A 24101-nucleotide genomic window follows, 5' to 3' on the forward strand; every position below is an offset into this window, starting at 1 on the left:
TTTCGCCCCGGGGGAATTTCCCATGGCCCCACGTCTTTTCCCGTGCGAAGTGAACCCCACCGCCTTTTCAACTCCTGCGGCGAAGGTTAAGTCTGCCGGACGACAAGGGGGAATGATGGCGCTCTACCGAGCCGATCCGAAAGATGGAATTGCCTGGATCACCGGCGCCAGCTCCGGTATCGGACGGGCGCTTGCCCTTGATCTCGCCCGAAAGGGCTACACCGTGGCGGCAACCGCTCGGGCGGAAGACAATCTCGCCTCGATCACCGAGGAAGCAGGCGACCTGAAGGGCCGCATTTTCACCTTTCCCTGCGATGTGATGAATGAAGCGGGAATGGAGAAAACCGTAGCCCTCATCGAGAAGACGCTCGGCCCAATTGCCCTCGCCGTCTTCAATGCCGGGCTTTACCTTCCCGTACGCGGTGATCGTATGGAAACCGCGAACTTCCGTCGCAGCTACGATGTCAATGTATTCGGCACGCTGAACGGCCTCATCCCGGTTTCCGACCGGATGCGCGAGCGCGGCTTCGGGCATATCGCCGTCATGGGATCGGTTACTGCCTTTTTTGGCATGCCTTCAGCAGCCGCCTATGGCTCCACCAAGGCTGCGCTCAACAATCTGGTGGAAGGGCTGCGCTTCGATCTCGAGAAGATCAATATTCGCTGCCAGATCATCAATCCGGGATTTGTGGCAACGCCGCTCACCGAGAAGACACCGTTCCGCAAACCAGCGCTTCTAACGGCAAGCGAGGCGGCGGAGCGCGTCGCAAAGGGCCTTTCGAGCGGCGGCTACGAAATTGCCTTCCCCCGCCGCCTGGTCTGGCCCCTGAAGGCATTGCGCCTCTTTCCGAGCCCCATCGTCTTCTTTGCGATGAACCAGTTGACGGGTTGGAAGAAGAAGCAGGCGGGACCGCGCAGAAATCGCCGGCCGCGCCGGAGCTGAAACCCGCCACCGGATGGCTCTGAGGGCGATATCGCGGCCAGTTCAATCCCGATGTCTTGCCTGAACCTCAGGCGGTGCATCGCGGCAGAAGAGATAGATCGCAAGGGCAAGTCCGAGCAGCACGAAATAGAAGAGAAACAGCGGCCGGTAGCTGGCAAGCGGATCGCCCGGCACAGCCGTTGCCGCGACCACGCCTCCTGTCGCGAACTGCATTACACCGACGCCCCCAGTGGAAAAGAAATTGAGAAGGGTCACGCCGCGCCCGGTCAAATGAGACGGCACAAATGCCCGGCCATGCGACATCATCAGGCCGTAACTTGCCCCGCAAAGCCCCACCACGACGAGAAGCGCGGTGACTGCCGGAATGCCTGCAAGGGGAAACAGCGCAAGCAAACCGAGTGCGGCAAGCGCGATCATGTTGCCGCAAAAGGCAACCCATTTCCGCGTCTTGAAGAACATGTCGAGCGGGCCGTAGAGGAAACTCCCCACGGACATAGCGATTGCCATGAAAAGGGTCACCTCGCCGATAAGCAGCGCATCGGCATCGTAGACATCGGCGAGAAACGGGCCGGCCCAAAGCCCCCGGATACTGGCCGAAGGCGCATAGTTGAAGATCACCAGCGGCAGGATCGGCCAGAGAACCCGCAGTTTCAGAAGCTCGATATAACCGCTGAAGCCGCTGTTGGCGCCGCTCTCTTCCGGATCGGATTCGGGATCACGCACAAGCGTATAGATCGCAGCGCCGACGAGAAGCGTGAATACGGCAAGCCCCGCCATCACGGCGCGCCAACCAAAAGCCTCAGCCGCGGCCGCCATCGGTGCGGAGCTGATCACATTGCCCATCGTGCCGAACGCGATCAGCCATGAAATGAGGATCGCCAGCCGCGCCGGGGAGAACGACTTCGCGAAAATGAAGACCGCCGCCATCAGAACGGCTGAGCAGCCGATCCCGTTAAGAGCCATGGCCAGCACCACCATCCAGGCATTGCTTGCAGCCGCGAAGAGCACGGCACCGCCCGCCCCGCCGAATACCAGCAGGAACGATGCCGTTTTGCGCGGTCCATAGCGGTCAAGGCTTACGCCGACCACGAACTGCATGAGAGCGAAGACGACGAACCACGCACCAGAGGCGATGGAAAGATCAGCTTTTGTCGCTCCCAGATCCTGGGTCAGCGCCGGCGTCAGAACCGCCAGGAACGAACGATAGAATTGCGAAAGGAAATACCCGACCGTAAGGGCAACGATTCCCGCCATGCCGCCCTTGCCTCCTCCTGCATTGGCCAACTGGAGCGGTTATCGTTTCGTAGAAACGCCGTCCCGCTCTATCCCCTTGTTTGCCACATTAATGCAGACGTCAGATGATTCCATCTGACTGCAAAATGCTTTAACCGGATGGGCTGGCGTAACCCAGCCTCACCCGGTCCTCAATTGGGCCAGATGCCCCTATCGACCGAACACGGCCCAGCCGGCAGAGCTCGTTCAGGCTGCCTGGGCGTTCGGCCTGCGGCCACGATTGCGCTTGCGGCGCCGGCCCGGCTTGGCGCTTTCAGGGCGTCCCTCGCCGCTCTTGGCAACAACCGCGCCACGCTCCGGACGGTTCGCCTGACGTTTGCGGGGCTCGCGCCCACCTTCGTCAGCATTGCCCGGCTTGCCCGTTTTCTTGGGACCGCTCGCACGATGATGAGGTTGCGCCTGCGCAGCACCCGCGGGCCTGTGTGCTTGCGGATTCGGGCGCACGGGATCGGGCTCGGGGGTGAAATCGGCGAGCAGCGGCAGCCGGGAACGGATGGTCTTTTCCACCGCCTTCAACTTGTCTGCCTCAGTCGGATCGCAAAGGGTGATTGCCTCGCCGCTGGCGCCATTACGGCCCGTACGGCCGATACGATGCACATAGCTTTCGGGCTGGTCCGGCAGATCGAAATTGATGACATGCGTCACACCGGGAACATCGATGCCGCGCGCGGCGATATCAGTCGCCACGAGAATACGCATGCTGCCGTCGCGAAAGCCGTTCAACGCCCTCTGACGGGCATTCTGCGACTTGTTGCCGTGGATGACCGCTGCCTCGAAGCCGTCACGCGTCAGATCGCGCGTCACGCGGTCGGCGCCATGCTTGGTGCGGGCAAAGACGATCACCGAGCGCAACTTTTCGTCGGCCAGCATGTCGGAAAGGATTTTCCGCTTCTGGCGCGTACGCGCCATGATGAGGCCCTGCTTGATCTCGCCGGCAGTGGTCGATTCGCGCGCGATCTCCACGCGCAGCGGCTCCTTCAGAAGGCTGCCCGCCAGCTGATCGATCTCCTTCGGCATCGTCGCCGAGAAAAGTGCCGTCTGGCGGTCCGTATGGGTGGCGCGCGCAATGCGGCGCACATCGTTGATGAAGCCCATATCGAGCATGCGATCGGCCTCATCGAGCACCAGCCAGCGCGTTTCGGCTAGCGAAAGCTCGCCGGAACGCACGATGTCGGTCAACCGGCCGGGCGTTGCAATCAGGACATCCACCCCTTGCGCAAGCCTGCGCACTTGCGAGCCGCGCGAAACGCCGCCCAGCACGAGCGCCGTGGCCAGATGGGCATGCTTTGCAAGGCTGCGCACCACCTCATCGATCTGCACCGCGAGTTCGCGCGTCGGGCACAGGATGAGTGCCCGCGCCGTGCGCGGCAACCGCTTGGTGCCAAGGCCAATGATCTGCGACAGGATCGGCAGCGAGAAGGCCGCGGTCTTGCCCGAGCCGGTCTGGGCGATACCCAGAACGTCGCGGCCCTGGAGCATTGCCGGAATGGCCTTTTCCTGAATGGGTTTGGGGGTTTCAAAACCCACATCGAGCGCGGCTTTCAAAAGGCCGCCCGTGATTCCGAGTTCGGCAAAGCCCTGTGGCTTTGCTGCGTTGTTGTCAGTCAATGTCTTTCGTCTTTCCTGCGGGCACGCCATTTGGGCTGCGCCGCAACAATTGTCAGCGGCAGGGCGCAACCTGCCGAAAAGTGTGTTGGGTAAACGACACGGGCGGGCTCTGCCCGCGCGGTTGCGCTGTCGTGGCCAGCTTATGCCGGCGCGATCCCTGCTCGGGGCGGAAATCGCAAAGACGCAACCAGTCCGTAATAAGAAAGCCGGTCGCAACCGGCCCATGCGTCTATGAGGTGCATATGGGCCATCGGCGCAAAAAGTGCAAACGAATTGTTGTGCACTGCGAAATCAATCTCCGCGCGCAAGCTTTGCAAGAGCCAGCATGCTGCGCCAGTTGCGTGCCGTCATTGCGGTTTTCAGCGTGGGCTCGATCTTGGGAGCAAAGAGCGAGCGTCCCATGCCATCGGGCGTGTGGAGATAGAGTGTGCGCCCCTCGACCCAAAAGCGCTCCGTTCCGGTAGCCTTTGCCGCAAGCACCTGCTGCGCCTCGGCGTTCACCGCATGCTCCATGGTAAAAACATGCACCGTGGTCGGAGCCGCTTCCGCGTCATCGAAATAGGGATTGCCGTCGATCATGGCTTGCCAGTGATCGAGCGAGCGCACCATCACCGCCTTCTCGAAACCCATATGGGTCCTGACGGCCTGGGCGACCTTTTCGGTCACCTTCGCCTCGGCGTCGCCGGAGGTCAGAACCGCATTGCCGCTATTGATATAGGTAGCGACATCCTCGAACCCCGCGTCCCCCAGCACCTGCCGCAACTGCTTGACCGGTAACTGGGTCGCTCCGCCGACACCGCGAAAAAGGACGATGTAACGTGTCTTGGCCATGCAATCCCTCTCAGATGATGAGACCGGCAATGGTATCGTTGTCGGTGATGTCCTGATAGGCCCAGCCGGCTGCCTTGAAGCGCTCGCTCAGAATATCGAAATTCTCGCGCTTGCGCGTTTCGAGACCGATCAGCACCGAGCCGAAATTGCGAGCCGATTTCTTCAGGTATTCGAAGCGTGTGATGTCGTCCTCAGGCCCGAGCAGGTCGAGGAAGTCGCGCAATGCACCCGGCCGCTGCGGGAAACGGAAGATGAAATACTTCTTCAGCCCCTCAAAACGCAGCGCCCGTTCCTTGACGTCGGGAAGACGCTCGAAATCGAAATTGCCTCCCGAAACCACCGCCACAACCGTGCGTCCGGCAATCGCAGCACGGGAGTAATCCTTGAGCGTATCGATCGCCAGCGCACCGGCCGGTTCAAGCACTATGCCCTCAATGTTGAGCATTTCGACCATCGTGGCGCAGAGCCGGTTTTCAGGAACCAGATGCACGGTGCGGGCATCGAAATCGCGCAGGAGCGAAAAGGGCTCCGCACCGATTTCCGCCACCGCCGCACCGTCGACGAAATTATCCACCTTGGCGAGTTTCACCGGCCGGTCTTGCGCCAGCGCCTGCCGCAAACTGCCCGCGCCGGCCGGTTCGGCAAAGGCGAATTCCGTCTGATGGCCGCTCTCGCGCAAATACCGCGTAACGCCGGAGGCAAGCCCCCCGCCACCCACCGGCAAAATGATGAGCGCATCATCGACAAGCGCATCGGTCTCGCGCCTCAGCTGTTCGGCAATCTCCAGGCCAACGGTCGCTTGCCCCTCGATGATGTCGGGATTGTCGAAAGGCGGCACCATGACACCGCTGCCCTCGACCGCAAACTGCTGAGCGGCGCGATAACAATCGTCAAAAAAATCGCCGACAAGCCTGATCTCGACGAATTCGCCGCCGAAGATGCGCGTCTTGTCGATCTTCTGCTGCGGGGTCGTCACCGGCATGAACACCACGCCGCGCCGTTCGAAATGGCGGCACACATAGGCGAAGCCCTGCGCGTGATTGCCCGCCGAGGCGCAGACGAAGTGCTTGGCGCGCAGCCCACCGTCGATTGCCTTGCGGAAAAAATTGAACGCGCCCCTTAGCTTATAGGAACGCACCGGTGTCAGGTCCTCGCGCTTCAGAAAGACCCGAGCGCCCGTTTTCTTGGAAAGATAGACATTTTCCTGCAGTGGCGTTTCGGCAAAAAGCTCCCGCACCGCCTTCGCCGCATCGCCGACGGCACCGACAAATTCGTTTGTTTCGTCCTGCACGATCATCGCCTTTCCTGTACGCCTGTGCGCCGCACATGCCCGGCATGGGTCGAGGATGACCCGCCATTCCGGCAAGCGGCGGAAAATCAAGGGCATTGTCGCACGCGGCCAGGTCCGCCGGCTTTGACGCAATGCCCGCAAGCGGCTATTGCATATCCCGCCGCCCGACGCCACTCTCGGCCGCGGGCTGCCGGGCAAGGCGCCCCGAAAAGAGACGCATCACCCGCAGCCCGAGGTAGTGAATTGCATTATTTGGCCATTCGCGCAGCATTGCATATTGCTTCGGTTTTCGGCGTCTATCTGTCGGCGGCAATGCTGATCCCCGCTGCGGTCGACCTTTATTTCGGCAATGACGACTGGCGGGTCTTTGCCTTCTCAGCATTGTTTTCCGGCGGTCTCGCCATAGGCTTGTCGCTTGCGACACAAGGACGAGCCCCCGCCATTACATCGCGCTTCGGCTTTTTGGTGGTCAATCTCTTATGGCTGACCGGTTGCGCCGTCGGCTCGGTGCCTTTTCTTGCAGCGTCCGTCGAACTCAGCCTCGCCGATGCCTTCTTCGAATCGGTATCGGGCATAACGGCGACGGGCGCGACGGTGATTATCGGTCTCGACAACATGCCCCCCGGCATTCTTCTTTGGCGCTCCATCCTGCAATGGATCGGGGGGCTCGGAGTGATCGCCCTGGGCCTTTTCGTCCTGCCATTCCTCAATGTCGGCGGCGTTTCCTACTTCCGCATCGAATCCTCCGATATCGAGGATCGCCCCTTCGACCGCTTCTCCACATTCGCCATCAGCCTGGTCGGCATCTATGCGGCGCTGACGCTGGCCTGCACCGTCGCCTACACATTTGCCGGCATGCGCATCTTCGATGCGCTGAACCACGCGCTGACCACCATCGCAACGGCCGGATTTTCCACCCATGATTCCTCGATGGGATATTACCGCGACAACGCTGCGATCCTTTGGATCGGAACGGTCTTCATGTTCATCAGCGCGCTGCCGTTTTCAATCCTGATCCTCTTTACGTTACGTGGCCGGCTCGACGCCCTGCGCGACCCTCAGATCCGCGTATTCGCCGGCTATGTCGTAGCCTTCGTCCTGGCGGTTGCGATCTACTTACGCATCGCCCACGAAAGACCTTTTCTCGACGCCCTCACCCACTCAGCATTCAACATGGTCTCCATCATCAGCACTGCCGGCTATGCAAGCGACGATTATGCTCAATGGGGAGCCTTCGCCACGGCGGCGGCTTTCGTGGCCATGTTTCTCGGCGGCTGCTCAGGGTCCACCACCGGCGGCATCAAAGCCTATCGTTTTCTCATCCTCTTCAAGCTTCTGAGCAATGGCCTTCGCCGTTTCGTCTATCCCAACACTGTGGTGACGGTACGCTATGGCGACAGACCCGTCGAAGACGACATGCAGCGCGCCGTCGTCCTCTATATGTCGGCCTTCCTCGTCATATGGGCGTTCCTGTTTCTTGCGCTCGCAGCCACCGGGCTCGATTTCGTCACCGCCGTGTCGGCCGCATTGACGGGGCTCACCAATGTTGGCCCCGGCCTCGGTCCCATCGTGGGCCCGGCTGGAACTTTCGCTCCCCTTCCCGATCTGGCAAAGTGGATCATGGCGCTGGCGATGCTGATGGGAAGGCTTGAAATTCTGGCTGTTCTTGTCATCTTCACGCCCGTTTTCTGGGAGAGATAGCGCTCGTCACCCGCACCGAAGGGGCGGCGGGAAGCTCTTCAGAAATTCATGTTCAGGCGCACGGAGTGCAACGAATGTCGTTCAGAAAGCTGCGAAGCATCGCATGCATGCTCCTGGCAGTGGTGTTGGCCGGCTGCGCAAATCCCAATCCCTCGCGCCTCATCGCCCAGACAATCGCCCCGGCAACGGAGGCGCAGGTCGCCGCCGTCCATGACATCTTCATTGTCACGAACCGCGCCTCGACCGAGAAGCCCGGTGAGATATTCAACGGCAATCGTGCTTCCGCAGCCGCTTTCGCCCGCGTCGACATCTCTATCCCCGCAGCCCATGAAACCGGTAAGATGGAGCTCGCCCCCAACCCGAAGGTGGCTGATCCCGCCCGCTATTTCGCAGCGCGCCGCGCCAGGCTCTACCCGGAGGAGAAGCCATTCGAGCAGGCGCTGGCCAAAAGCATCGCCGAACGCGGCGGACGGGCCCTGATCTTCATCCATGGCTACAACACCGGTTTCGACGCCGCCGTCTACCGCGCGGCCCAAATATTTCACGATGCCCAGTATAGCGGCGCACCGATCCTGTTTTCCTGGCCTTCGGCTGGCCGCACCATCGATTATGTCTACGACAACAACAGCGCCACAACCGCCCGTGACGCACTGGAAGAAACGATGCGGATGGTCGCGCGCGCCGGCGCCAAGCGTATCGATATCGTTGCACACTCCATGGGGAGCTGGGTTACGATGGAGGCGCTCCGCCAGCTTGCCATCACGGGCGACCGCGACCTGGGCGGACGGGTCGCCGATGTCGTTCTGGCCTCTCCCGATCTCGACCTGGATGTCTTCAAGGGACAGATGCGCCGCTACGGCGTGCCCAAACACCCCTTCGTCATCCTGACGTCACGCAACGACCGCGCACTGACATTGTCCGGCATCATAGCGGGCAACCAGCCGCGTCTTGGCGATTACGCGGATGCCAAGGACCTCACGGATCTGGGTGTCGTTGTCGTCGATGTCACCAAGGTCTCGTCAGACAGTTGGCTCAATCACACGAAGTTCGCCGAGAACCCGGTTCTCGTGAAACTTCTTGGCGAGCGACTGTCGAACCAGGGCAATCTCAATGAACGCGAGGAACCCATCGTTGCAGGCCAGATGGAAAGCCTCGTGAAGGGGGTCGGCCAGACCTTCGGCACCGCCGCCGACATCGTGATCACAACGCCTCTGCAGGTCATCGAACTTGCAACCGGAAACGTGCGCTGAGCCAAAACTGCGGGAAACATGGTGCTGGGTACTGTGGTCCGGGACATTCCCTGTCGGCGTTACGCCAGCGCAGTCTCTACCGCGCGATAGCGTCCCACGCAGCCATCGCACTGTCGATGATATGCTCCAGTTCGCTGGCGTTTGCTCCGTCGCGGGCGCGGATCGAAAGCCCGTGCATGACTGTCGCATAAAACCCGGCCACCCGATCGGGATCGGCTGAGGCCGGAACGTCGCCTTCAACGACCCCGCGCGCGACCCGGCGCTTGAAATTCTCCTCGCCCTCGCGGCGATTTGCGGCAAGGAAATTGCACACCCGGCTGCTTTCGGGCGCCCCCGCCAAAGCAGAGACAACCAGCATGCAGCCACGTGGATTGTCCGGGTTCGTATAGCCGCGCGCAATGACTCTGAGCGCTGTTTCGATGGCGCCGCGCGCGGTGCGCGAACACTCTAGCGCCTCGCCAACCGGCGCCCCCTCTTCCTGCTCGTAGAGCTCGATCGCGGCGCGAAAGAGTTCTTCCTTGCAGCCAAAAGCCGCATAGAGGCTGGGCTTGTTAATGCCCATTGCCTGCGCCAGATCATTGACGGAGGCTCCCTCATAACCACAAGACCAGAAGACATGCATCGCGCGATGCAGGGCTTCATCCCTGTCGAAAGCTCTCGGTCTGCCTCTTTCCGCCATGGCCATTACCTTTTGTACCGTCTTGTAGGTAATTGCCTTGCAATGATTTCACAAGTCACCCCTTGGCTTTGCCCCCGGCCATAGCGACTTCAATCGTTTGAAACTTTTTGCCCTCCCCGCGCCGCAAAAGCAGCGCGATTGCAAGTAGCACCAGAACGCTGCCCGGCAGCCAGTGCCAGCCGATCAGGTCCGGCCGCACGACGAAGAGAACGAGCATTGAAACGAACGGAACGAGATAGCTGTAGGCCGTCACCGCGCCTGGAGTGAGAACGCCGGTCCCGCGCTGCATCAAAAGGAATGTCACACCGCTGGAGAAGATGCCGAGATAGGCGACAAGCAGGATATCGGAAAGCTGCATGCGGCCCATCTGTGCGACCGGTTCGCTCGCAAAGCCGGCAAGCGCGATGATGATGCCGCCGGTGGCAAGGCTCCAGAAGGTACGAATGACCGGGTTCGCCGAAAGCATGCCACGGGAAAGCCCCCATTTGGAAAGAACCGGATAGAGCGCGGAAGCAACACAACCGATGAAGAAGAAGCCCTCGGCCCAGCCGAACTGAAGCTGCGCCATGTCTCCTCCTGTCTGCGCGAGCGCCAGTGCAAGCGCCCCCATCGCACCAAGGGCAAGGATTGCAAGAAGCCCGCCAGCCTTCGCTTCGACGCCGATCAGCCGGCCTATGCCATAGGCAAGCAACGGCATGCTGACGAAGAGAGCAGACATGGAAAGAGCGCTGACACGATGCGCAGCCCAGAACATGATGCCGAAAAAGCCCGCCTGACAAAGCCCGAGCGCCGCATAGAGCAGAAGCCCCGCCTTGTGCGGCACAAACTCTCCCGCGTGCCGGGCGAAAGGCAGCATGGCAAGGGCCGCGATCGCAAAGCGCATGGCGGTCAGGAGAAGCGGCGGCAGTCCTTCGCTGAGGAGGCCGACTGCGGGAAAGGATGCTCCCACGATCAGCGCCCACAGAAGCATGCCGAGATGGGCGCCGGTTAAGCTGGTACTGGTTTTGTGCATTTCACACCTGAACGTGGCCGCGCATTCCCACATGATGCGCAATTGACAGTGTCCCTCAGCTAATTCATTGCAAAAACAATTATAATACGGAAGATCGGGCAATCACTGTTTACTGAGAGTAGCGAATAATGGATCGTCTCAGGGCCCTTGCCGTCTTTCGACAGGTGGTCGAGCTTGGCAGTTTCGCAAAAGCCGCGCGCCATCTCCGCCTTTCGCCCGCCGCCGTCAGCAAGAATATCGGTGAGCTCGAGGCCCATCTTGCGGTTCGCCTCTTCAACCGGACAACCCGCCGGATGAGCCTTACCGAGGCAGGACGGCTTTACCATGAGCGGGTCGTTCGCATTCTCGATGATCTGGAAGAAGCCGACAGCGCTCTCGGGCCGCTGCAACAGCGCCCGAGCGGGCTCTTGCGCGTCAGCGCCCCCATGACCACCACGCTCTTTGCACTCTCCAGGGCCATACCGGAATTTCTCGAACGCTATCCTGAGATCACCCTGGATCTTCGCATGGACGACCGCCGCGTGGATGTCGTGGAGGAAGGATTCGATATCGCCCTGCGCGGTAGCGACCGCCTGGAAAATTCGAGCCTGATTGCGCGGAAGCTCCTGACATTGCGCCATGCCGTCTGCTGCGCGCCCGTTTATCTTGAGCAATCCGGCCGTCCAATCCATCCGCAGGACCTGCGGTCACACAATTGCGTTCAGTTTACCCTTTCCGATCACGCCGATGAGTGGAGTTTCCACAACAATGGCGAGACCGTGAACGTACCGGTAAACGGGCGATACAAGGTTGGCTCCAGCCTGGCGGTGCGGGATGCATTGCGCGCCGGTTTCGGCATCAGCCTCATCCCGCGTCTTTATGTGGAAGAGGACCTGGCGACCGGACGTCTCGTCAGCGTGTTGGACGACTGGTCGCCGGTCGAGACGACGCTTTACGCCGTCTACCCGTCGAACCGACATGTTCAGGCGAAGCTTCGCGCCTTTCTGGACTTTGCGATAGAGACCTTCGGCAGACTGGAGGAAGGCGGGAAACCTGCCACCCCGCCTCAAAACTGTTAAACAGACCGCACGTGTCGATTCCCCCGCCCGGTCTCCCGGACCGGTTCCTTGCCGTTGCCCACAGGTATCCCGTGACTGTCGCCCCGATAGAAATCCTCAAAACCGTCTACGGCTACGAAGCCTTTCGTGGGCGCCAGGCCGAAATCGTCTCCCATGTGATTGCCGGCAACAATGCGTTCGTCCTGATGCCGACGGGCGGCGGAAAGTCCCTTTGCTATCAGATTCCGGCGCTCTGCCGGCCTGGCCTCGGCCTCGTCGTATCGCCCTTGATCGCATTGATGGCGGATCAGGTGGCGGCCCTGCGCCAGGCAGGCGTGCGCGCGGCCGCTCTCAACTCCGACTTGCCATCAGAAGAACGCCGGGCGCTTTGGCACTCGATCTTCGACGGCACCCTCGATCTTCTCTACGTCGCTCCAGAGACACTGTTGCGCCCAGGCGTGATCGACCGGTTGCGGGAGACGAAGCTCTCCGTGATCGCCATCGACGAGGCCCATTGCCTGTCGCAGTGGGGGCATGATTTCCGCCCGCATTACCGCCAGCTCGACGCCCTTGTGGAGATGTTTCCCGACACGCCCCGCATGGCGTTGACGGCAACGGCAGACGCGCCCACCCGCGCCGAGATCATCTCGCATCTCGGTATAGACGAACGCGATGCCTTCATTGCCGGTTTCGACCGCCCGAACATCCGCTATGCCATCGAGGAGAAAGATAATCCTCGTCGCCAGCTGATGCGTTTTCTCGAAACGCATAAGGGAGAAAGCGGCATCGTCTACTGCCTCTCCAAGCGGCGGACCGAGGAAACCGCAGCCTGGCTTCAGGAACAGGGCTTCCATGCCCTGCCCTATCACGGGGGCATGGACAAGGCGCTTCGCGAGGTCAACCAGACCCGCTTTCAGCGCGAAGAGGCCGTGGTCATGGTGGCAACCATCGCCTTCGGCATGGGCATCGACAAGCCGGATGTCCGCTTCGTCGCCCATATCGATCTGCCCGGCAGCATCGAGGCCTATTATCAGGAGACCGGGCGCGCCGGCCGCGACGGCCTCCCCGCTGAAGCGCTGATGCTTTACGGTTTCGAGGACGTGGCTTTGCGTCGCCGCTTCATCACCGAATCCGACGCGCCGGACCAGCGCAAGCGCATGGAGCAGCAGAAGCTCGACGCCCTTCTGGGCCTAACCGAAACCGCCGAATGCCGCCGGCAGATATTGCTGTCCTATTTCGGCGATGAATGCGCACCTTGCGGAAACTGCGACACCTGCGCCAATCCGCCGGAGCGCTTCGACGGCACCATTGCCGCACAGAAGGCCCTGTCCTGCGTCTACCGCACAGGCGAGCGTTTCGGACAAGCTTATATCGTTTCGGTCCTTCTGGGCGATGAAGACGAGCGTATCACCCGCTTCGGCCACGACCGGATCTCGACCTATGGCATCGGCAAGGAGCACGACCAGCGCACCTGGCGCTCAATCCTGCGCCAGATGATCGCGCGCGGGCTTTTCGATGTCGATCTGGCCGGTCATGGCGGATTGTCGATTTCCGAGGGAGGCCGCCGCTTCCTGAAGGAAAAACCCGTGCTGATGCTGCGTGTGCCCCGCCCCGCAGGAAGCCGAGGCCGCAAGGCAGTACGATCCCCCGCCGCCAGCGTGCTCGACGCCACCGACGGGGCGCTGTTCAAGGCTCTCCGCGAAAAGCGCATGGAGATTGCCCGCGAGCAGAACCTGCCGCCCTATGTCATTTTCCACGACAGGACACTCGTGGAAATGGCCTCCAGCCGCCCCGCCAGTCGGGCAGAACTTGCAGGCATTTCAGGCGTAGGCGAAGCCAAGCTTGACCGCTATGGCGCTCCCTTCCTCGAGGTGATCGCCAACCATGGTTAGAGCATCTTGCGCTCAGGACGAGCCATCTGAGGCCAATGCAAATGCGCACAGACGGGAAAATCATGTGTATGAAGCGGGGCCGAACTCTCATCTATACGACTGAATTTATGCGCTTTTTCTCAAGATCGGCAGATCGGCACATTCGCTTCTGTGCCCAAATTGTTACAGACCATCACATTCCTGTAGAGGACTGCTCCCAATAACTTGACTCTAGAATTCATCTTAATAAGTTCGGCTCCGTCTCCGGGTGTAGTCCCGTTCTCAGCGCAACCGAATGGAATTTATGATGTCTCTGATCCACTTACGCGCGGCCGGCCTCGCTTCGGCTGTAAGCGTTGCGGCGCTCCTGCCCGCTCTCGCCCAGGAAACCACCAGCCCGCAAGACGATCAGGAAACCGCGATCAGTGCCGATCAGAGCAGCACGGTCGATGCATCCGGCACTTATATCCTCAACACAATCTATGTGGTGAAGGACGGCCAGGAGAACATTGAGGCCACCGGTGGCACCGTACTGACGCAGGAAGACATCGAGGAACTGCAGCCGGCAGACGTTTCTGAACTCTTCTCGCGCGAATCCTCCGTGACCGTGTCTGGTGGCGGCGGTCCTTCCAAGCGCATTCACGTTCTGGGCATGGAACAATCCAATCTCGCCGTCACGGTCGACGGAGTACCGCAGACCGCAACCAGCTGGCATCACACCGGCTCAAATGTCGTGGATCCCGCCTTCCTGAAGCGCGTCGAGGTGGAAGCAGGCGCGGCAGCCGCCGATTCCGGCTTCGCCGCAGCCGCCGGCGCAATCCGCTACGAAACGGTTGGCGCCAAGGATCTCCTGAAAGACGGCAAGACGCTCGGCGGCAAGGCTTCCGTTTCCTATGGCACCAACGGTCGTGGCGTTTCAAGCAGCCTCGCCGCCTACGGCCTCATCGATGGTTTCGACTGGTTCGTGATGATGCACGGCACGAAGGGCGACGACTATGAGGATGGCGATGGAAACGAGGTTCTGGGAACCGAGCCGGCGGCGCGCAACATCCTCACCAAGCTTGGCTATGAGTTTGGCGACAACCGTATCGAACTGGGATATGAGCGCAGCCGTGACAAGGCCGACCGTCTCATCAAGATGAATCTCGGCCTCGCCGGCGATGAACTGCACCCGCTGAAGATCGACCGCGAAAGCGTCAAGCTGACCTACACCTCCACCAATCCGTCCGATTTGTGGGATCCGGAAGTGATGGTCTATTTCAGCCAGAACGACTATTGGCGCGACAATTATCAGGCCCGAACCAACGGCAACATGGTCCTTGAAGAGGACCTCATGGGCGGCAAGGTGCAGAACACCTTCGTGGTCGGTCCGGGCAATGTGACGGCTGGTATCGATTTCGGCAAGCACGACTATCACACCGACAATTACGGCAATAACAACCGCCGCTACCGAGATTTCTCGACCGAGCAGCTCGGCGCTTTCGTTCAGGGACGCTTCGACTTCGACAACGGCTTCAACCTGTCGGCCGGCGCCCGCTTCGATGGGCACCGCTTCAAGGACTGGGACGGCAACACCTTCTCCGACAGCGGGGCAAGCGTGAACGGCACGCTCGCCTATCGCTTCAACGACAATATCGAAGTGTTCGTTGGTGCATCGCGCACCTGGCTCGGTTATGTCATCGGCGACTACGGCTATGTGCATGCCCGCGACAACAGCTTTTACACCGACCCGGGCTTCTCGACCGGCGAGGCCAAGAACTTCAAGGTCGGCCTGAATGTCGGCGGCGACAACTGGAAGGGCGGCATCACCTATTTCGATACACGGATCAGCGGCCTGCCGGATTACGACACACCGTCCCTCAACAACGACCCGGACGAATATCGCAGCCGCGGCGTGACGTTGAACGCCAGCTACGACTGGGGCAACACACGGATCGGCGCGACATACACCAAGGCCGATGTGACCGTCGGCGGCATCTCGGCACTGCCCAATAGCGGCACCTTCATGCCAATCGGCGATATGGCGACCTTCTACATCGATCACACCCTGACCGATTACAATCTGACGGTCGGCGCGACCGTCGAATGGGCCGGCAGGGTGACCGATGCCGTAGCGACCGCCAGCGGCTTTTACGACCAGCCTTCCTATACGGTGGTCAATGCCTACGCGACCTGGACCCCGCCGGCCTACGAGAATCTCTCGCTGCGCGTCGGCGTCGACAACCTGTTCAACGAGCAGTATTTCGAACGATCGAGCTATGCGGCGAGCTCCAACCGCGGCGGCATCGATCCTGTTTATGCTCCCGGACGCACCTTCACCTTCGCAGCTTCGGTCACCTTCTGAGGCAAGCGCTGAAACAAGGCGAAACAAAAGATGAGGCGGGTCCCGGACAATCGGGGCCCGCCTTTGTTTTCAGGCACTTGCATCCTTGGGCATCACGCTGCCGCACGCCGCAGAACAGATCGTGATTGAGGCGCCGGAACCATCGCATGCTAATGGCCCTTTTACTTCGGGGTGGCTCCATGACCGGTGAAAGAGATCATGCGACGCCTGCAAATACTGGACGGAATGCGAGGCTATTTCCTCGTTTTCATGGTGTTGAATCACCTCACCTTCGAGGGCGGGTATCTGCTCGTCAAATTCAACCATGGCGAACTGGGATACGTTCAGGACGCGCAGGGATTTGTCTTCCTGTCCGGTCTTCTCGTCGGCATGGTATATGCGCGGCGCATGCTCAAGGAAGGTTATGCTTCAGGCGCTCGCAAGGTCCGCAAGCGGGCCTTCGAAATATACCGCTATGCCGCAGGCTGCCTTCTGGCGGTGATGGCGCTCGGTCTGGTTCTAAGCGCCTCTTCCACCTATTGGGAACCATGGCTCTGGTCGCTTGCAGACCATGACCCGTTCTACGCGATAGCCTCGCTGCTTTTGCTTTACCAGCCAACCTATATGGACATCCTGCCCCAGTACATCGTCTACATGCTGGTGTCTCCGCCGCTCATCTGGCTCTGCGTGACGGGGCGCTGGAAGTGGGTTGCGGCACTATCGGCTGTCCTCTGGATTGCCGTTCAGCTCGGGCTTCACTTCCCCATCGCAAAAGGTATCGGCTCGCTTCTGGGCATGCTCCATGACGAGCGGATGTTCCGCACGGCATTCAACGTGCTTGCCTGGCAGGCCGTTTTCATGTCCGGCCTCATCCTCGGCGCACTGACCTCGACCAGGCAGATCGACTGGAACACATTGATTTCGCCCAGCAACACAGCGCCTGTGTGGGCCGCCTTTGCATTGTTTCTCGCGTTCCTGACGTTCCGCCTCGGCTTCACGTTCAAGGTGCTTCCCGAACCGATGATGGAACGCTTCTCCAGCCTAGACAATCGCGTCGAGTTCAGCTTCGTCTATCTCGTGAATTTCATGGCCACGGGCTTCCTCGTGGCGTGGGTGGTCATGGCCGGGCCTGCGGCGCAGAATGCGCTCGTGCGCGCCCTGGGCACTGGCATGCGGTTTGTCTTCAACCTGTCGTTCCTGCGTTTGATCGGCCGCCATTCCCTGCAAGTCTATGCTTGGCACGTGATCGTCATCTATCTCTTGAAGGGCTTCGAATATCACTATGGCCCCTTCAGCGAATGGGGCAAATCGGCCATAGCTCTGGGCGCCATCGCCTCACTTGCCATTCCCGCCCTTTATCGCGAAAGGGCAAATTATTTCGGGCAACTGCCCCTCTTCCAGCGTGGGGCCTCAAGCGGCAAGCCGTGATTTCCAGGCTGCCGTCGCATGCCGGGAGACGCTTGTTCGCATGGGGCTTTTGTGATCTGCTGCGCGCGGGCAATGGGGATTTCGGTTGTCCGGAGTAAACGATGCGGTCAATTCTTCCATCTCTTCTTCTTGCGCTGGCAACAGCAGCCGGCTGCACCACGATGACACCCCAGGAACAGCGCGCGGCGGATGAAGAGACCTGCCGCTCCTATGGCTTCACACGCAAGAACGACGCCTTTGCCGAGTGCCTGCAACGCCTGGATTTGGACAGGCGCGCCGAACGTCGGGCCAATACCGCCTCCCTGAACGATTCATGGCTTTATACGTCGAGGCCGCCGGTTGTCATCGTCAGGGAAAAGAAGGATTAGAACCCGGCATTTCCTGAAACGAGCCATAACAGCACGGTCGTCACCCAGATCAGTACGACGCTCGCCTTCAGCCCCCATTGTATGACACCGTTGAACGGCATCCACTGGATCAGCAGGATCGCCACACCACAGATCGCTGCGGTGAAACCCGCAAGAAAAAGCAAAACGAGTATGCTTTCAATCAAGGGATCATGTCCTGTCATCGTTCAGCCAGCAGTTTCGGGCGCGCGGCACTCTTGCTCTTTAGCCGTCTCTCAATCAGACTGAACATGGCTTGATGGGGGAGATTCTTGCAACTCTGTCGAACCTGATCCCAGTTTTGGCCCCAACAATGGCGCGCGGCAAGCCGATGCGCCCCAGACAAGGCATATGCGCGGAGTTTCAAAGATGCGGAGCGTACTCATTTCAGCAGTTGCATTGCTTGCCCTTGCCGGTTGCACGACAACCGAGCGGGACGTGGGCGTGGGTACGGCAGCCGGTGCCGTGGTCGGCGGTCTTGCCGGTGGCGGACGTGGCGCGCTTATCGGTGCGGGCGCCGGTGCGCTTGGCGGCCTTCTGGTGCGCAACCTGCGCAACGGTTATTGCGAATATCGCGACCGCAATGGCCGCATCTATCGGGCCCGCTGCCGCCGCTAGTCGTCTTGCAAATCAGGCGATCTCACCTGGCATCCGCTGAAATGCGGGAAAACACAAAGATGCGCGTCCAAAACGGCGCATGGTGTTCCGGGTATTTTTCGACGCTGGCCGGTTTCATTCCGGCCGGCGTTTTCCGGTTTCGCAGTATTCCGCCCGTTGCCGGCCTTCCGGCGAGGCCAATCGAGCAGTGATCAGCCGTTAACGACCATTGGCCTGTCGGTCTCTGCAGCGGCAATGCGGTTGCGCCCGCTGCGCTTGGCCCGATAAAGCTCCCGATCTGCGGTCGCCATCAGGCGCGAGAAATCGGCATCCCTCGCCACGCAAGCAACGCCAATACTCACGCTCAAGCCAAACTGCTCGCCCTGTTCGGAGCGCAGCGAAATCCGTTCGACTGCATGGCGTATTTTTTCGGCGGTCGCCTTGCCCTCCGGCAGGTCCATGGCCTCCAGAAAAACACCGAATTCCTCGCCGCCGATACGCCCCGCCGCAGCCGGGCGCTCGAGACAATTTCTAATGGCCTGCGCAATCGCGCATAGGGCGCGGTCACCGGCAAGATGGCCGTACGTATCGTTGATATCCTTGAAATAATCGGCGTCAATAGCCAACAGAGCACCGCCATTGCCGCGAGCACCGGCCTCATTAACCTGCCGGATGAAGGCACCCCGATTCAAAAGGTCCGTCATGTCATCGAGACGCGCAGCGGCTGCAAGTTGCCTGTGCACCTGGGCAAGCTGCCGGTGAGCGGCTTCCAATGCCTCATGGGCGCTGGCAATGCGCAATTTCTGGTGGAACGTCACCGCGCTCACGGGAAAGGCTATGAGCAGAGGACAAAGCACGCTCATGGCAATCGGAAACCAGTTCACTGAGCTTCCCATCAGGGTCAGGACGACCCAGCAGATCGCCGCGGAAGCGATCATGGAAAACACGGTTGCAATAGCGGCGTGAAGCAAAACCCGTTTCATGGGCAGCGCGCTACCAGAGGAGTGTTGCCCCCGGGTTAAGATCAGAGCCGACTTATCAATCTCCGTCAGTCATGCACAGGAAGAAGATTGCAGCCGGCTAAAATTTGTGATGGAGCCCGCGCGCCCGCTTCACGTTGATGTCTTGTTTGTGGCGCAAGAAGGTCAGCATGTTTGATTGGATATACATTTTCGAGACGGCATTGTTGGCAACGGTCTATTTCGCCTTGTCCTTCGGCCTCGTCGAGGCAGTCTCGCGTTTCATCGGCAATCCTGCTCCTTCGGAGAAAACCACTCCGTCGCCAAAATCCTATTTTGCACTCCCGGCGAACAATCAGCGACCGCGCAAGCGTTAGCCTCCCTGAGGCGGGCATCGCCGCCAAGCCCCCCGCGTAATCTGTTTCATCCCCTCATCGCTCAGAAGCCGCCCCTCATATTCCGATCATCGTTTCGGCAATTCGAGCCGTCCAGTGCAGTATGCTGAGAAACAACCGCCCGGCATCGATTCGGGCGAAACGAGCCATGGCGGGGAAGCATGGAAAATCCTGTTCAGCACACCGATCAAGTGGTTCACATCCGGGTGATCCTGGGCGTCGTGATGGGTTTGAGCCTGGCGCGCCTCCTCAATGGACTTGCCCGCTTTGTCCAGCACCCGAACAAGAGCCACATCTATCCCGTTCATATCGGATGGGTGCTGTTTCTTTTTCTGGCGGTCGTGCATTTCTGGTGGTTCGAGTTCGGTCTCCTGCGCATCATCCACTGGACATTCGAACTCTACATATTCGTCATCCTCTATGCCGCGCTTTTCTTCTTCGTCTGCGCCCTGCTCTTTCCCGACCAGATGAACGACTATTCCGGCTATGCCGACTATTTCCATTCCCGCCAGAAATGGTTCTACGGCCTTTTGGCAGCCCTCTATGCCACCGATGTCATGGACACGCTTATCAAGGGAATGGACCATTTCCGGGAGATGGGCCTGGAATATCCGATCAGGCAAACCGCAATGATCGCGCTCTCCCTCGCCGCGATGTTCATTAAGAACCGCCGGTTTCATTTATGGTTCGTCGTCATCGCGCTGATCGTTCAGATCGTATGGATCGTTCAGTATTTCCAGGTTCTGTCGTAACCGGCGGCAATATCCATGAGAAATAGCAGGTCGCTGTCGGATAAGCGCCCCTCCGTTCGTCCTCAGGATACAAAGCTCGGGTTTTGACCGTGACGGGCAGAGGCCCTTTTGTCTGAACCGAAGCGGCAAGCGAAAGGAGTTCTGCAATGATCCCCACCATCACGGCCTTCGAGAAATCGCCGGACCGCGGCAAGGGTCTGGCACGCGACATGCGCGTCCGCTGGGCGCTTGAAGAAGCGGGACAGGATTATGAAACCCGTCTTCTTTCCTTCAAGGCGATGAAGGACCCCGCTCATCGCTTACTCAACCCCTTCGGCCAGATTCCGACCTATGAGGAAGGCGATCTTGTGCTGTTTGAATCCGGCGCTATCGTGCTTCATATCGCCGAGCGCCACAAAACCCTCCTGCCTGCCGACGGAAATGCCAGATCCCGTGCCATTGCCTGGATGTTTGCGGCACTGAACACCCTTGAACCGCCGATCTTCGAATACTCCCTGGCCCGAATACTGGAACACGGCGAGACATGGTATGAAGCGCGCAACGCAATCCTTGAAGAGCGTATTCATAAACGTCTGAAAGAGTTGACAGCGCACCTTGGCAACGCCGATTGGCTCGACGGCGACTTCACTGCCGGCGACCTCCTGATGGTGACGGTCCTGCAAAGAGTGAAGGCAACAGGCCTGCTGAACGGATATGCGCAATTGCTCGCCTATATCGACCGCGCAGAGGCCCGCCCCGCCTATCGACAGGCCTTCAAAGCCCAATTGGCCGTCTTCGAAGCGGCATCGCAAAGGAGCTGAATATGGAGGTGGCCCCGCCGCGCTGAAATTCCGATCTTCAGCTCACGAAGCCGACGGAGCAGGTCCGGCTCAACTCTGGGACATGAGCAGACGCAATCCAGCCAGCCCGAAGACCGCAGCAAGCAGGGCCTCGATACCACGGCGCATACGGCAATAGAAACGAACCATCGGCCCCGTGGAAAATACGATCGCATAGCCGCAGAAGATCGACACACTCAAGACCGCGCACCCGGCAAGGATGATGGCAGCATCCCGCAATGAGGCATCAGGGCCGAGCCCGAGACTTACAAGGGCAATCCATGCAAGAACGGCCTTCGGATTGGCCACATGCATGATCAAACCATGCCTGTAGAGCGCGAATGAAGAAGGAGCGGTGCTGTTTTGCATACCTGCGTTGAGTGCCGGGTTTGCAGATGAGAACGCGCTGCGCGCCGCCTTGACGGCAAGATAGAGCAGATAAAGGCCGCCCAGTATCTTCAGGACCAGGAGCGTTTCCGCATAACGCGCAAGAAAGGCGGACACGCCGGTTGCAGCACAAACGCCCCAGAAGAGCGAACCGGAAACCACTCCCGCAGCGAGTGCCAGCCCCGCACGCCGGCCATGGTGCATCGCCACGCCCATGATGCGCAGCGTGCTCGGCCCAGGGCTTCCCGCGGCAATCGCATAGGCTGCAAAAACCACCGGCAGATGATGAAGACCGTCCATTACCTTCCCCCTCAACCTCTCCGCACATTTCGCGCAGGCAAGCTGGCATTTCAACTGCCGACAACCAGCTTCACCGCAATCGCCCACATGATGAGCGCAATGCCCCCCTCGAGTATCCGCCAGGCCTGTGGCCGTGCAAAGAACGGTCGCAACCAGCTCGCCCCATACCCAAGCGTCAGAAAGAAACCGAAGGATCCCGTTATCGCACCGGCAGCGAAGGCATTCTGTCCATTGGCAAACTGGGTCGAGATCGTGCCCAGAAGAACCACCGTGTCAAGGTAGACGTGAGGGTTCAGCCAGGTGATGGCAAGACAGGTCGCCAGTGTTTGCGCCAGCCCATGCCCGGCTGCGGGCATATCCGTGGCCAGCGCATCGCTGGACCGGATGGCCGATATCAAGCTGTTTGTTCCGTACCAGAACAGAAAGGCGGCACCGCCATAGCGCATGGCAGGCTCGATGAAGGGAAGCCATTGCGCAATCTTGCCGAAACTGGTCACACCCACCGTTATCAGTATGGCATCCGAAATCGCACACGTCAGGCACACAGCCAGAACATGCCTGCCGATCAGGCCCTGACGGAGGACAAAGGCGTTTTGTGCACCGATGGCGACGATCAGGCTGAGCCCGATCATCATCCCGGTAAGAAAGACTGATGGCTCCATTGCCCCGCCGAATGACTGGTTTTCTGCGTCCGGTGTAGGCGGTCGCATGTAATTAGGATAATTAAAGAAGATAAATTGGGATTAGAAACTCTAATCATGATCGATTATGCCGCCGCCCGCGCCGTCGCTGCGATTGTCCGCACGGGAAGCTTTGAAAAGGCTGCTCTCTCCCTCCACGTGACCCCGTCAGCGGTTTCCCAACGGGTGAAGCAGCTGGAAGAACGGCTCGGTGCAGTTCTGATCGAACGGGGCACGCCGTGCACCGCCACGGAAAAGGGAGCGCTGCTCTGCCGGCATATGGAGCGCCTCGGCATATTGGAAAAGGAGCTGATGGAGCATCTGCCCGGTCTGGCGGACCTCTCCTCCCCGTCCCGACATGTGACGCTGAATGTCGCCACAAATGCTGACAGTCTCGGCACCTGGTTTCTTGAGGCCATCGCCTCCTTTACCGGGAAAACGGACTATCTGATGAACATCGCGATTGACGACCAGGATCACACCGCGGACTGGCTGCGACGCGGCAAGGTTCTGGCAGCAGTCACATCGAATGCCGATCCCGTGCAGGAGTGCCGTGTCACGCCCCTGGGCGCGTTGCGCTATCACGCAACGGCCAGCCCGCAATTTCTGCGGCGTCATTTCCCCACCGGCGTAACGGCCGAAGCCTGCGAAACGGCCCCCGCCCTTACCTTCAACCAGAAGGACCGGCTCCAGCACATCTGGACCAGGCGCATCTTTGGCAGGGAAATCAGCTTTCCCACCCATTGGCTCCCCTCCACCCAGAGTTTTCTGGAGGCAAGCCTCGCCGGCATGGGATGGGCTCTCAATCCCGCCGAACTCGCACGCGATCATCTGGCCTCTGGCCGACTTGTCGAACTGGTGCCCGGCAAACCCCTGGATGTTCCGCTTTTCTGGCAGATCAACCGTTTGGCCGCCAAACATCTTCATGAGCTCACACGGGCTGTCGTTCGGGTCGCAAGGGACAAACTCGTACAACCCGGAGCTTGAAACATTCTCTCGGACGTCCCATTTCAGGGAAGAAGAGGACGGCCTCTTTTTCCAAAATCATTCCGGGACGGCCCGGCTCGTAAAGGAGCTATGGGTCATGGCGTGGATACTGCTTGTTGCCGCCGGAATTCTGGAAGTTGTGTGGTCTTATTTCATGAAGAAGTCCGAGGGGTTCAGCCTTCTGGCCCCGACATCGATCACGCTTGTGACGATGGTCGCCAGCTTCGCATTGTTGTCGGTTTCCATGAAAACACTTCCGCTTGGCACAGCCTACACAATCTGGACAGGCATCGGTGCCGTGGGCGCCTTCATTGTCGGCATATTCGCCCTCGGAGAAGCTGCAACGCCCATGCGTATCGTTGCGGCTCTGTTCATCGTCGCTGGCATTGTGATGATGAAACTCTCAAACAGCTAGGACATTTCGCAATCATCGGCATCACCTGGCGCCCCATCCGGGATCGCCAGGTGCCAGAACTGCGAAGCCGGATAATAATTTGATCACCATATCACTTGAAACAGCGCGTTTCCTGCGCAACATCGAAAGCGTTTTGCTGACCATTAAGCACCATTGAG

The 24101-nt window shown here is 59.9% G+C and carries 24 protein-coding genes; 14 read left to right on the plus strand and 10 right to left on the minus strand.

The features are described 5' to 3' along the window. The first annotated feature begins 115 nt into the window (after positions 1 to 115). Complete coding sequence (locus NA8A_RS03935) at positions 116 to 943, plus strand: SDR family NAD(P)-dependent oxidoreductase (RefSeq protein WP_040671783.1); 828 nt, start codon at positions 116 to 118, stop codon at positions 941 to 943. A 42-nt stretch (positions 944 to 985) separates the two neighbouring features. On the opposite strand, the gene NA8A_RS03940 is transcribed toward NA8A_RS03935, so the two are convergent. From NA8A_RS03940 to ilvA, 4 genes are all read right to left on the minus strand, one after another. Further along, positions 986 to 2197 carry an MFS transporter gene (locus tag NA8A_RS03940; RefSeq protein WP_009756058.1) on the minus strand — a complete coding sequence of 404 codons (1212 nt, stop codon included), beginning with the start codon at positions 2195 to 2197 and terminating at the stop codon, positions 986 to 988. 225 nt (positions 2198 to 2422) lie between these two features. After that, positions 2423 to 3844 carry a DEAD/DEAH box helicase gene (locus tag NA8A_RS03945; RefSeq protein ID WP_009756059.1) on the minus strand — a complete coding sequence of 474 codons (1422 nt, stop codon included), beginning with the start codon at positions 3842 to 3844 and terminating at the stop codon, positions 2423 to 2425. 291 nt (positions 3845 to 4135) lie between these two features. Next, positions 4136 to 4675, minus strand: coding sequence for a DUF1697 domain-containing protein (locus NA8A_RS03950; protein WP_009756060.1), 540 nt, complete (start codon positions 4673 to 4675; stop codon positions 4136 to 4138). A gap of 10 nt (positions 4676 to 4685) precedes the next feature. Next, positions 4686 to 5972 carry a threonine ammonia-lyase IlvA gene (gene ilvA, locus NA8A_RS03955; RefSeq protein WP_009756061.1) on the minus strand — a complete coding sequence of 429 codons (1287 nt, stop codon included), beginning with the start codon at positions 5970 to 5972 and terminating at the stop codon, positions 4686 to 4688. A gap of 237 nt (positions 5973 to 6209) precedes the next feature. Between ilvA and NA8A_RS03960 the strand changes: the two genes are divergently transcribed. Both NA8A_RS03960 and NA8A_RS03965 read left to right on the plus strand, forming a co-directional pair. Continuing rightward, positions 6210 to 7667, plus strand: coding sequence for a TrkH family potassium uptake protein (locus NA8A_RS03960; protein ID WP_009756062.1), 1458 nt, complete (start codon positions 6210 to 6212; stop codon positions 7665 to 7667). A gap of 74 nt (positions 7668 to 7741) precedes the next feature. After that, positions 7742 to 8917 (plus strand): alpha/beta hydrolase, encoded by a 1176-nt coding sequence (locus tag NA8A_RS03965; protein WP_009756063.1) that lies wholly within the window; start codon positions 7742 to 7744, stop codon positions 8915 to 8917. A 76-nt stretch (positions 8918 to 8993) separates the two neighbouring features. Here NA8A_RS03965 and NA8A_RS03970 read toward each other — a convergent pair whose 3' ends face one another. Next, positions 8994 to 9596: a TetR/AcrR family transcriptional regulator gene (locus tag NA8A_RS03970; RefSeq protein WP_202802927.1), complete on the minus strand. Its 603-nt coding sequence runs from the start codon at positions 9594 to 9596 to the stop codon at positions 8994 to 8996. A gap of 55 nt (positions 9597 to 9651) precedes the next feature. Beyond that, positions 9652 to 10608, minus strand: coding sequence for a DMT family transporter (locus NA8A_RS03975; RefSeq protein WP_009756065.1), 957 nt, complete (start codon positions 10606 to 10608; stop codon positions 9652 to 9654). A gap of 128 nt (positions 10609 to 10736) precedes the next feature. Between NA8A_RS03975 and NA8A_RS03980 the strand changes: the two genes are divergently transcribed. The 5 genes from NA8A_RS03980 to NA8A_RS04000 all read left to right on the plus strand — a co-directional run bounded on the left by NA8A_RS03980 (position 10737) and on the right by NA8A_RS04000 (position 17635). Further along, positions 10737 to 11666, plus strand: a complete 930-nt coding sequence (locus tag NA8A_RS03980; protein WP_009756066.1) for a LysR family transcriptional regulator — start codon at positions 10737 to 10739, stop codon at positions 11664 to 11666. A gap of 71 nt (positions 11667 to 11737) precedes the next feature. Beyond that, the gene (recQ, locus tag NA8A_RS03985; protein ID WP_040671786.1) at positions 11738 to 13537 is read left to right on the plus strand and encodes a DNA helicase RecQ; all 1800 of its coding nucleotides are present in this window, start codon (positions 11738 to 11740) and stop codon (positions 13535 to 13537) included. Between the two features lie 283 nt (positions 13538 to 13820). After that, positions 13821 to 15860: a TonB-dependent receptor domain-containing protein gene (locus tag NA8A_RS03990; protein ID WP_009756068.1), complete on the plus strand. Its 2040-nt coding sequence runs from the start codon at positions 13821 to 13823 to the stop codon at positions 15858 to 15860. A gap of 198 nt (positions 15861 to 16058) precedes the next feature. After that, on the plus strand, positions 16059 to 17267 hold the full coding sequence (locus tag NA8A_RS03995) for an OpgC family protein (protein WP_009756069.1): 1209 nt from the start codon (positions 16059 to 16061) through the stop codon (positions 17265 to 17267). Positions 17268 to 17368: 101 nt separating this feature from the next. Further along, complete coding sequence (locus NA8A_RS04000; protein WP_009756070.1) at positions 17369 to 17635, plus strand: hypothetical protein; 267 nt, start codon at positions 17369 to 17371, stop codon at positions 17633 to 17635. Here NA8A_RS04000 and NA8A_RS04005 read toward each other — a convergent pair. Further along, complete coding sequence (locus NA8A_RS04005; protein WP_143087893.1) at positions 17632 to 17820, minus strand: hypothetical protein; 189 nt, start codon at positions 17818 to 17820, stop codon at positions 17632 to 17634. The genes NA8A_RS04000 and NA8A_RS04005 overlap by 4 nt on opposite strands. 202 nt (positions 17821 to 18022) lie before the next feature. Between NA8A_RS04005 and NA8A_RS04010 the strand changes: the two genes are divergently transcribed. After that, the gene (locus NA8A_RS04010) at positions 18023 to 18271 is read left to right on the plus strand and encodes a YMGG-like glycine zipper-containing protein (protein ID WP_009756072.1); all 249 of its coding nucleotides are present in this window, start codon (positions 18023 to 18025) and stop codon (positions 18269 to 18271) included. A 191-nt stretch (positions 18272 to 18462) separates the two neighbouring features. On the opposite strand, the gene NA8A_RS04015 is transcribed toward NA8A_RS04010, so the two are convergent. After that, positions 18463 to 19233 carry a GGDEF domain-containing protein gene (locus NA8A_RS04015; protein WP_009756073.1) on the minus strand — a complete coding sequence of 257 codons (771 nt, stop codon included), beginning with the start codon at positions 19231 to 19233 and terminating at the stop codon, positions 18463 to 18465. Positions 19234 to 19400: 167 nt separating this feature from the next. Here NA8A_RS04015 and NA8A_RS04020 point away from each other — a divergent pair, with 167 nt between their 5' ends. The 3 genes from NA8A_RS04020 to NA8A_RS04030 all read left to right on the plus strand — a co-directional run bounded on the left by NA8A_RS04020 (position 19401) and on the right by NA8A_RS04030 (position 21156). Beyond that, entirely contained in the window at positions 19401 to 19586 is a 186-nt protein-coding gene (locus NA8A_RS04020; protein ID WP_009756074.1) for a hypothetical protein, read from the plus strand. A gap of 179 nt (positions 19587 to 19765) precedes the next feature. Then, a complete protein-coding gene (locus NA8A_RS04025; protein ID WP_009756075.1) occupies positions 19766 to 20356 on the plus strand; it encodes a hypothetical protein in 591 nt (196 codons plus the stop codon). Positions 20357 to 20502: 146 nt separating this feature from the next. After that, positions 20503 to 21156, plus strand: a complete 654-nt coding sequence (locus NA8A_RS04030; RefSeq protein ID WP_009756076.1) for a glutathione S-transferase family protein — start codon at positions 20503 to 20505, stop codon at positions 21154 to 21156. A 69-nt stretch (positions 21157 to 21225) separates the two neighbouring features. Here NA8A_RS04030 and NA8A_RS04035 read toward each other — a convergent pair whose 3' ends face one another. Then, positions 21226 to 21861: a LysE family translocator gene (locus NA8A_RS04035; protein WP_009756077.1), complete on the minus strand. Its 636-nt coding sequence runs from the start codon at positions 21859 to 21861 to the stop codon at positions 21226 to 21228. Positions 21862 to 21911: 50 nt separating this feature from the next. Continuing rightward, on the minus strand, positions 21912 to 22523 hold the full coding sequence (locus NA8A_RS04040; RefSeq protein ID WP_009756078.1) for a LysE/ArgO family amino acid transporter: 612 nt from the start codon (positions 22521 to 22523) through the stop codon (positions 21912 to 21914). Positions 22524 to 22619: 96 nt separating this feature from the next. Between NA8A_RS04040 and NA8A_RS04045 the strand changes: the two genes are divergently transcribed. Beyond that, positions 22620 to 23528 (plus strand): LysR family transcriptional regulator ArgP, encoded by a 909-nt coding sequence (locus tag NA8A_RS04045; RefSeq protein WP_009756079.1) that lies wholly within the window; start codon positions 22620 to 22622, stop codon positions 23526 to 23528. A gap of 97 nt (positions 23529 to 23625) precedes the next feature. Beyond that, positions 23626 to 23943 carry a DMT family transporter gene (locus NA8A_RS04050; RefSeq protein ID WP_009756080.1) on the plus strand — a complete coding sequence of 106 codons (318 nt, stop codon included), beginning with the start codon at positions 23626 to 23628 and terminating at the stop codon, positions 23941 to 23943. The last annotated feature ends 158 nt before the right edge of the window (positions 23944 to 24101 follow it).

It is taken from the genome of Nitratireductor indicus C115, assembly GCF_000300515.1.
Classification (GTDB): Bacteria; Pseudomonadota; Alphaproteobacteria; order Rhizobiales; family Rhizobiaceae; genus Nitratireductor; species Nitratireductor indicus.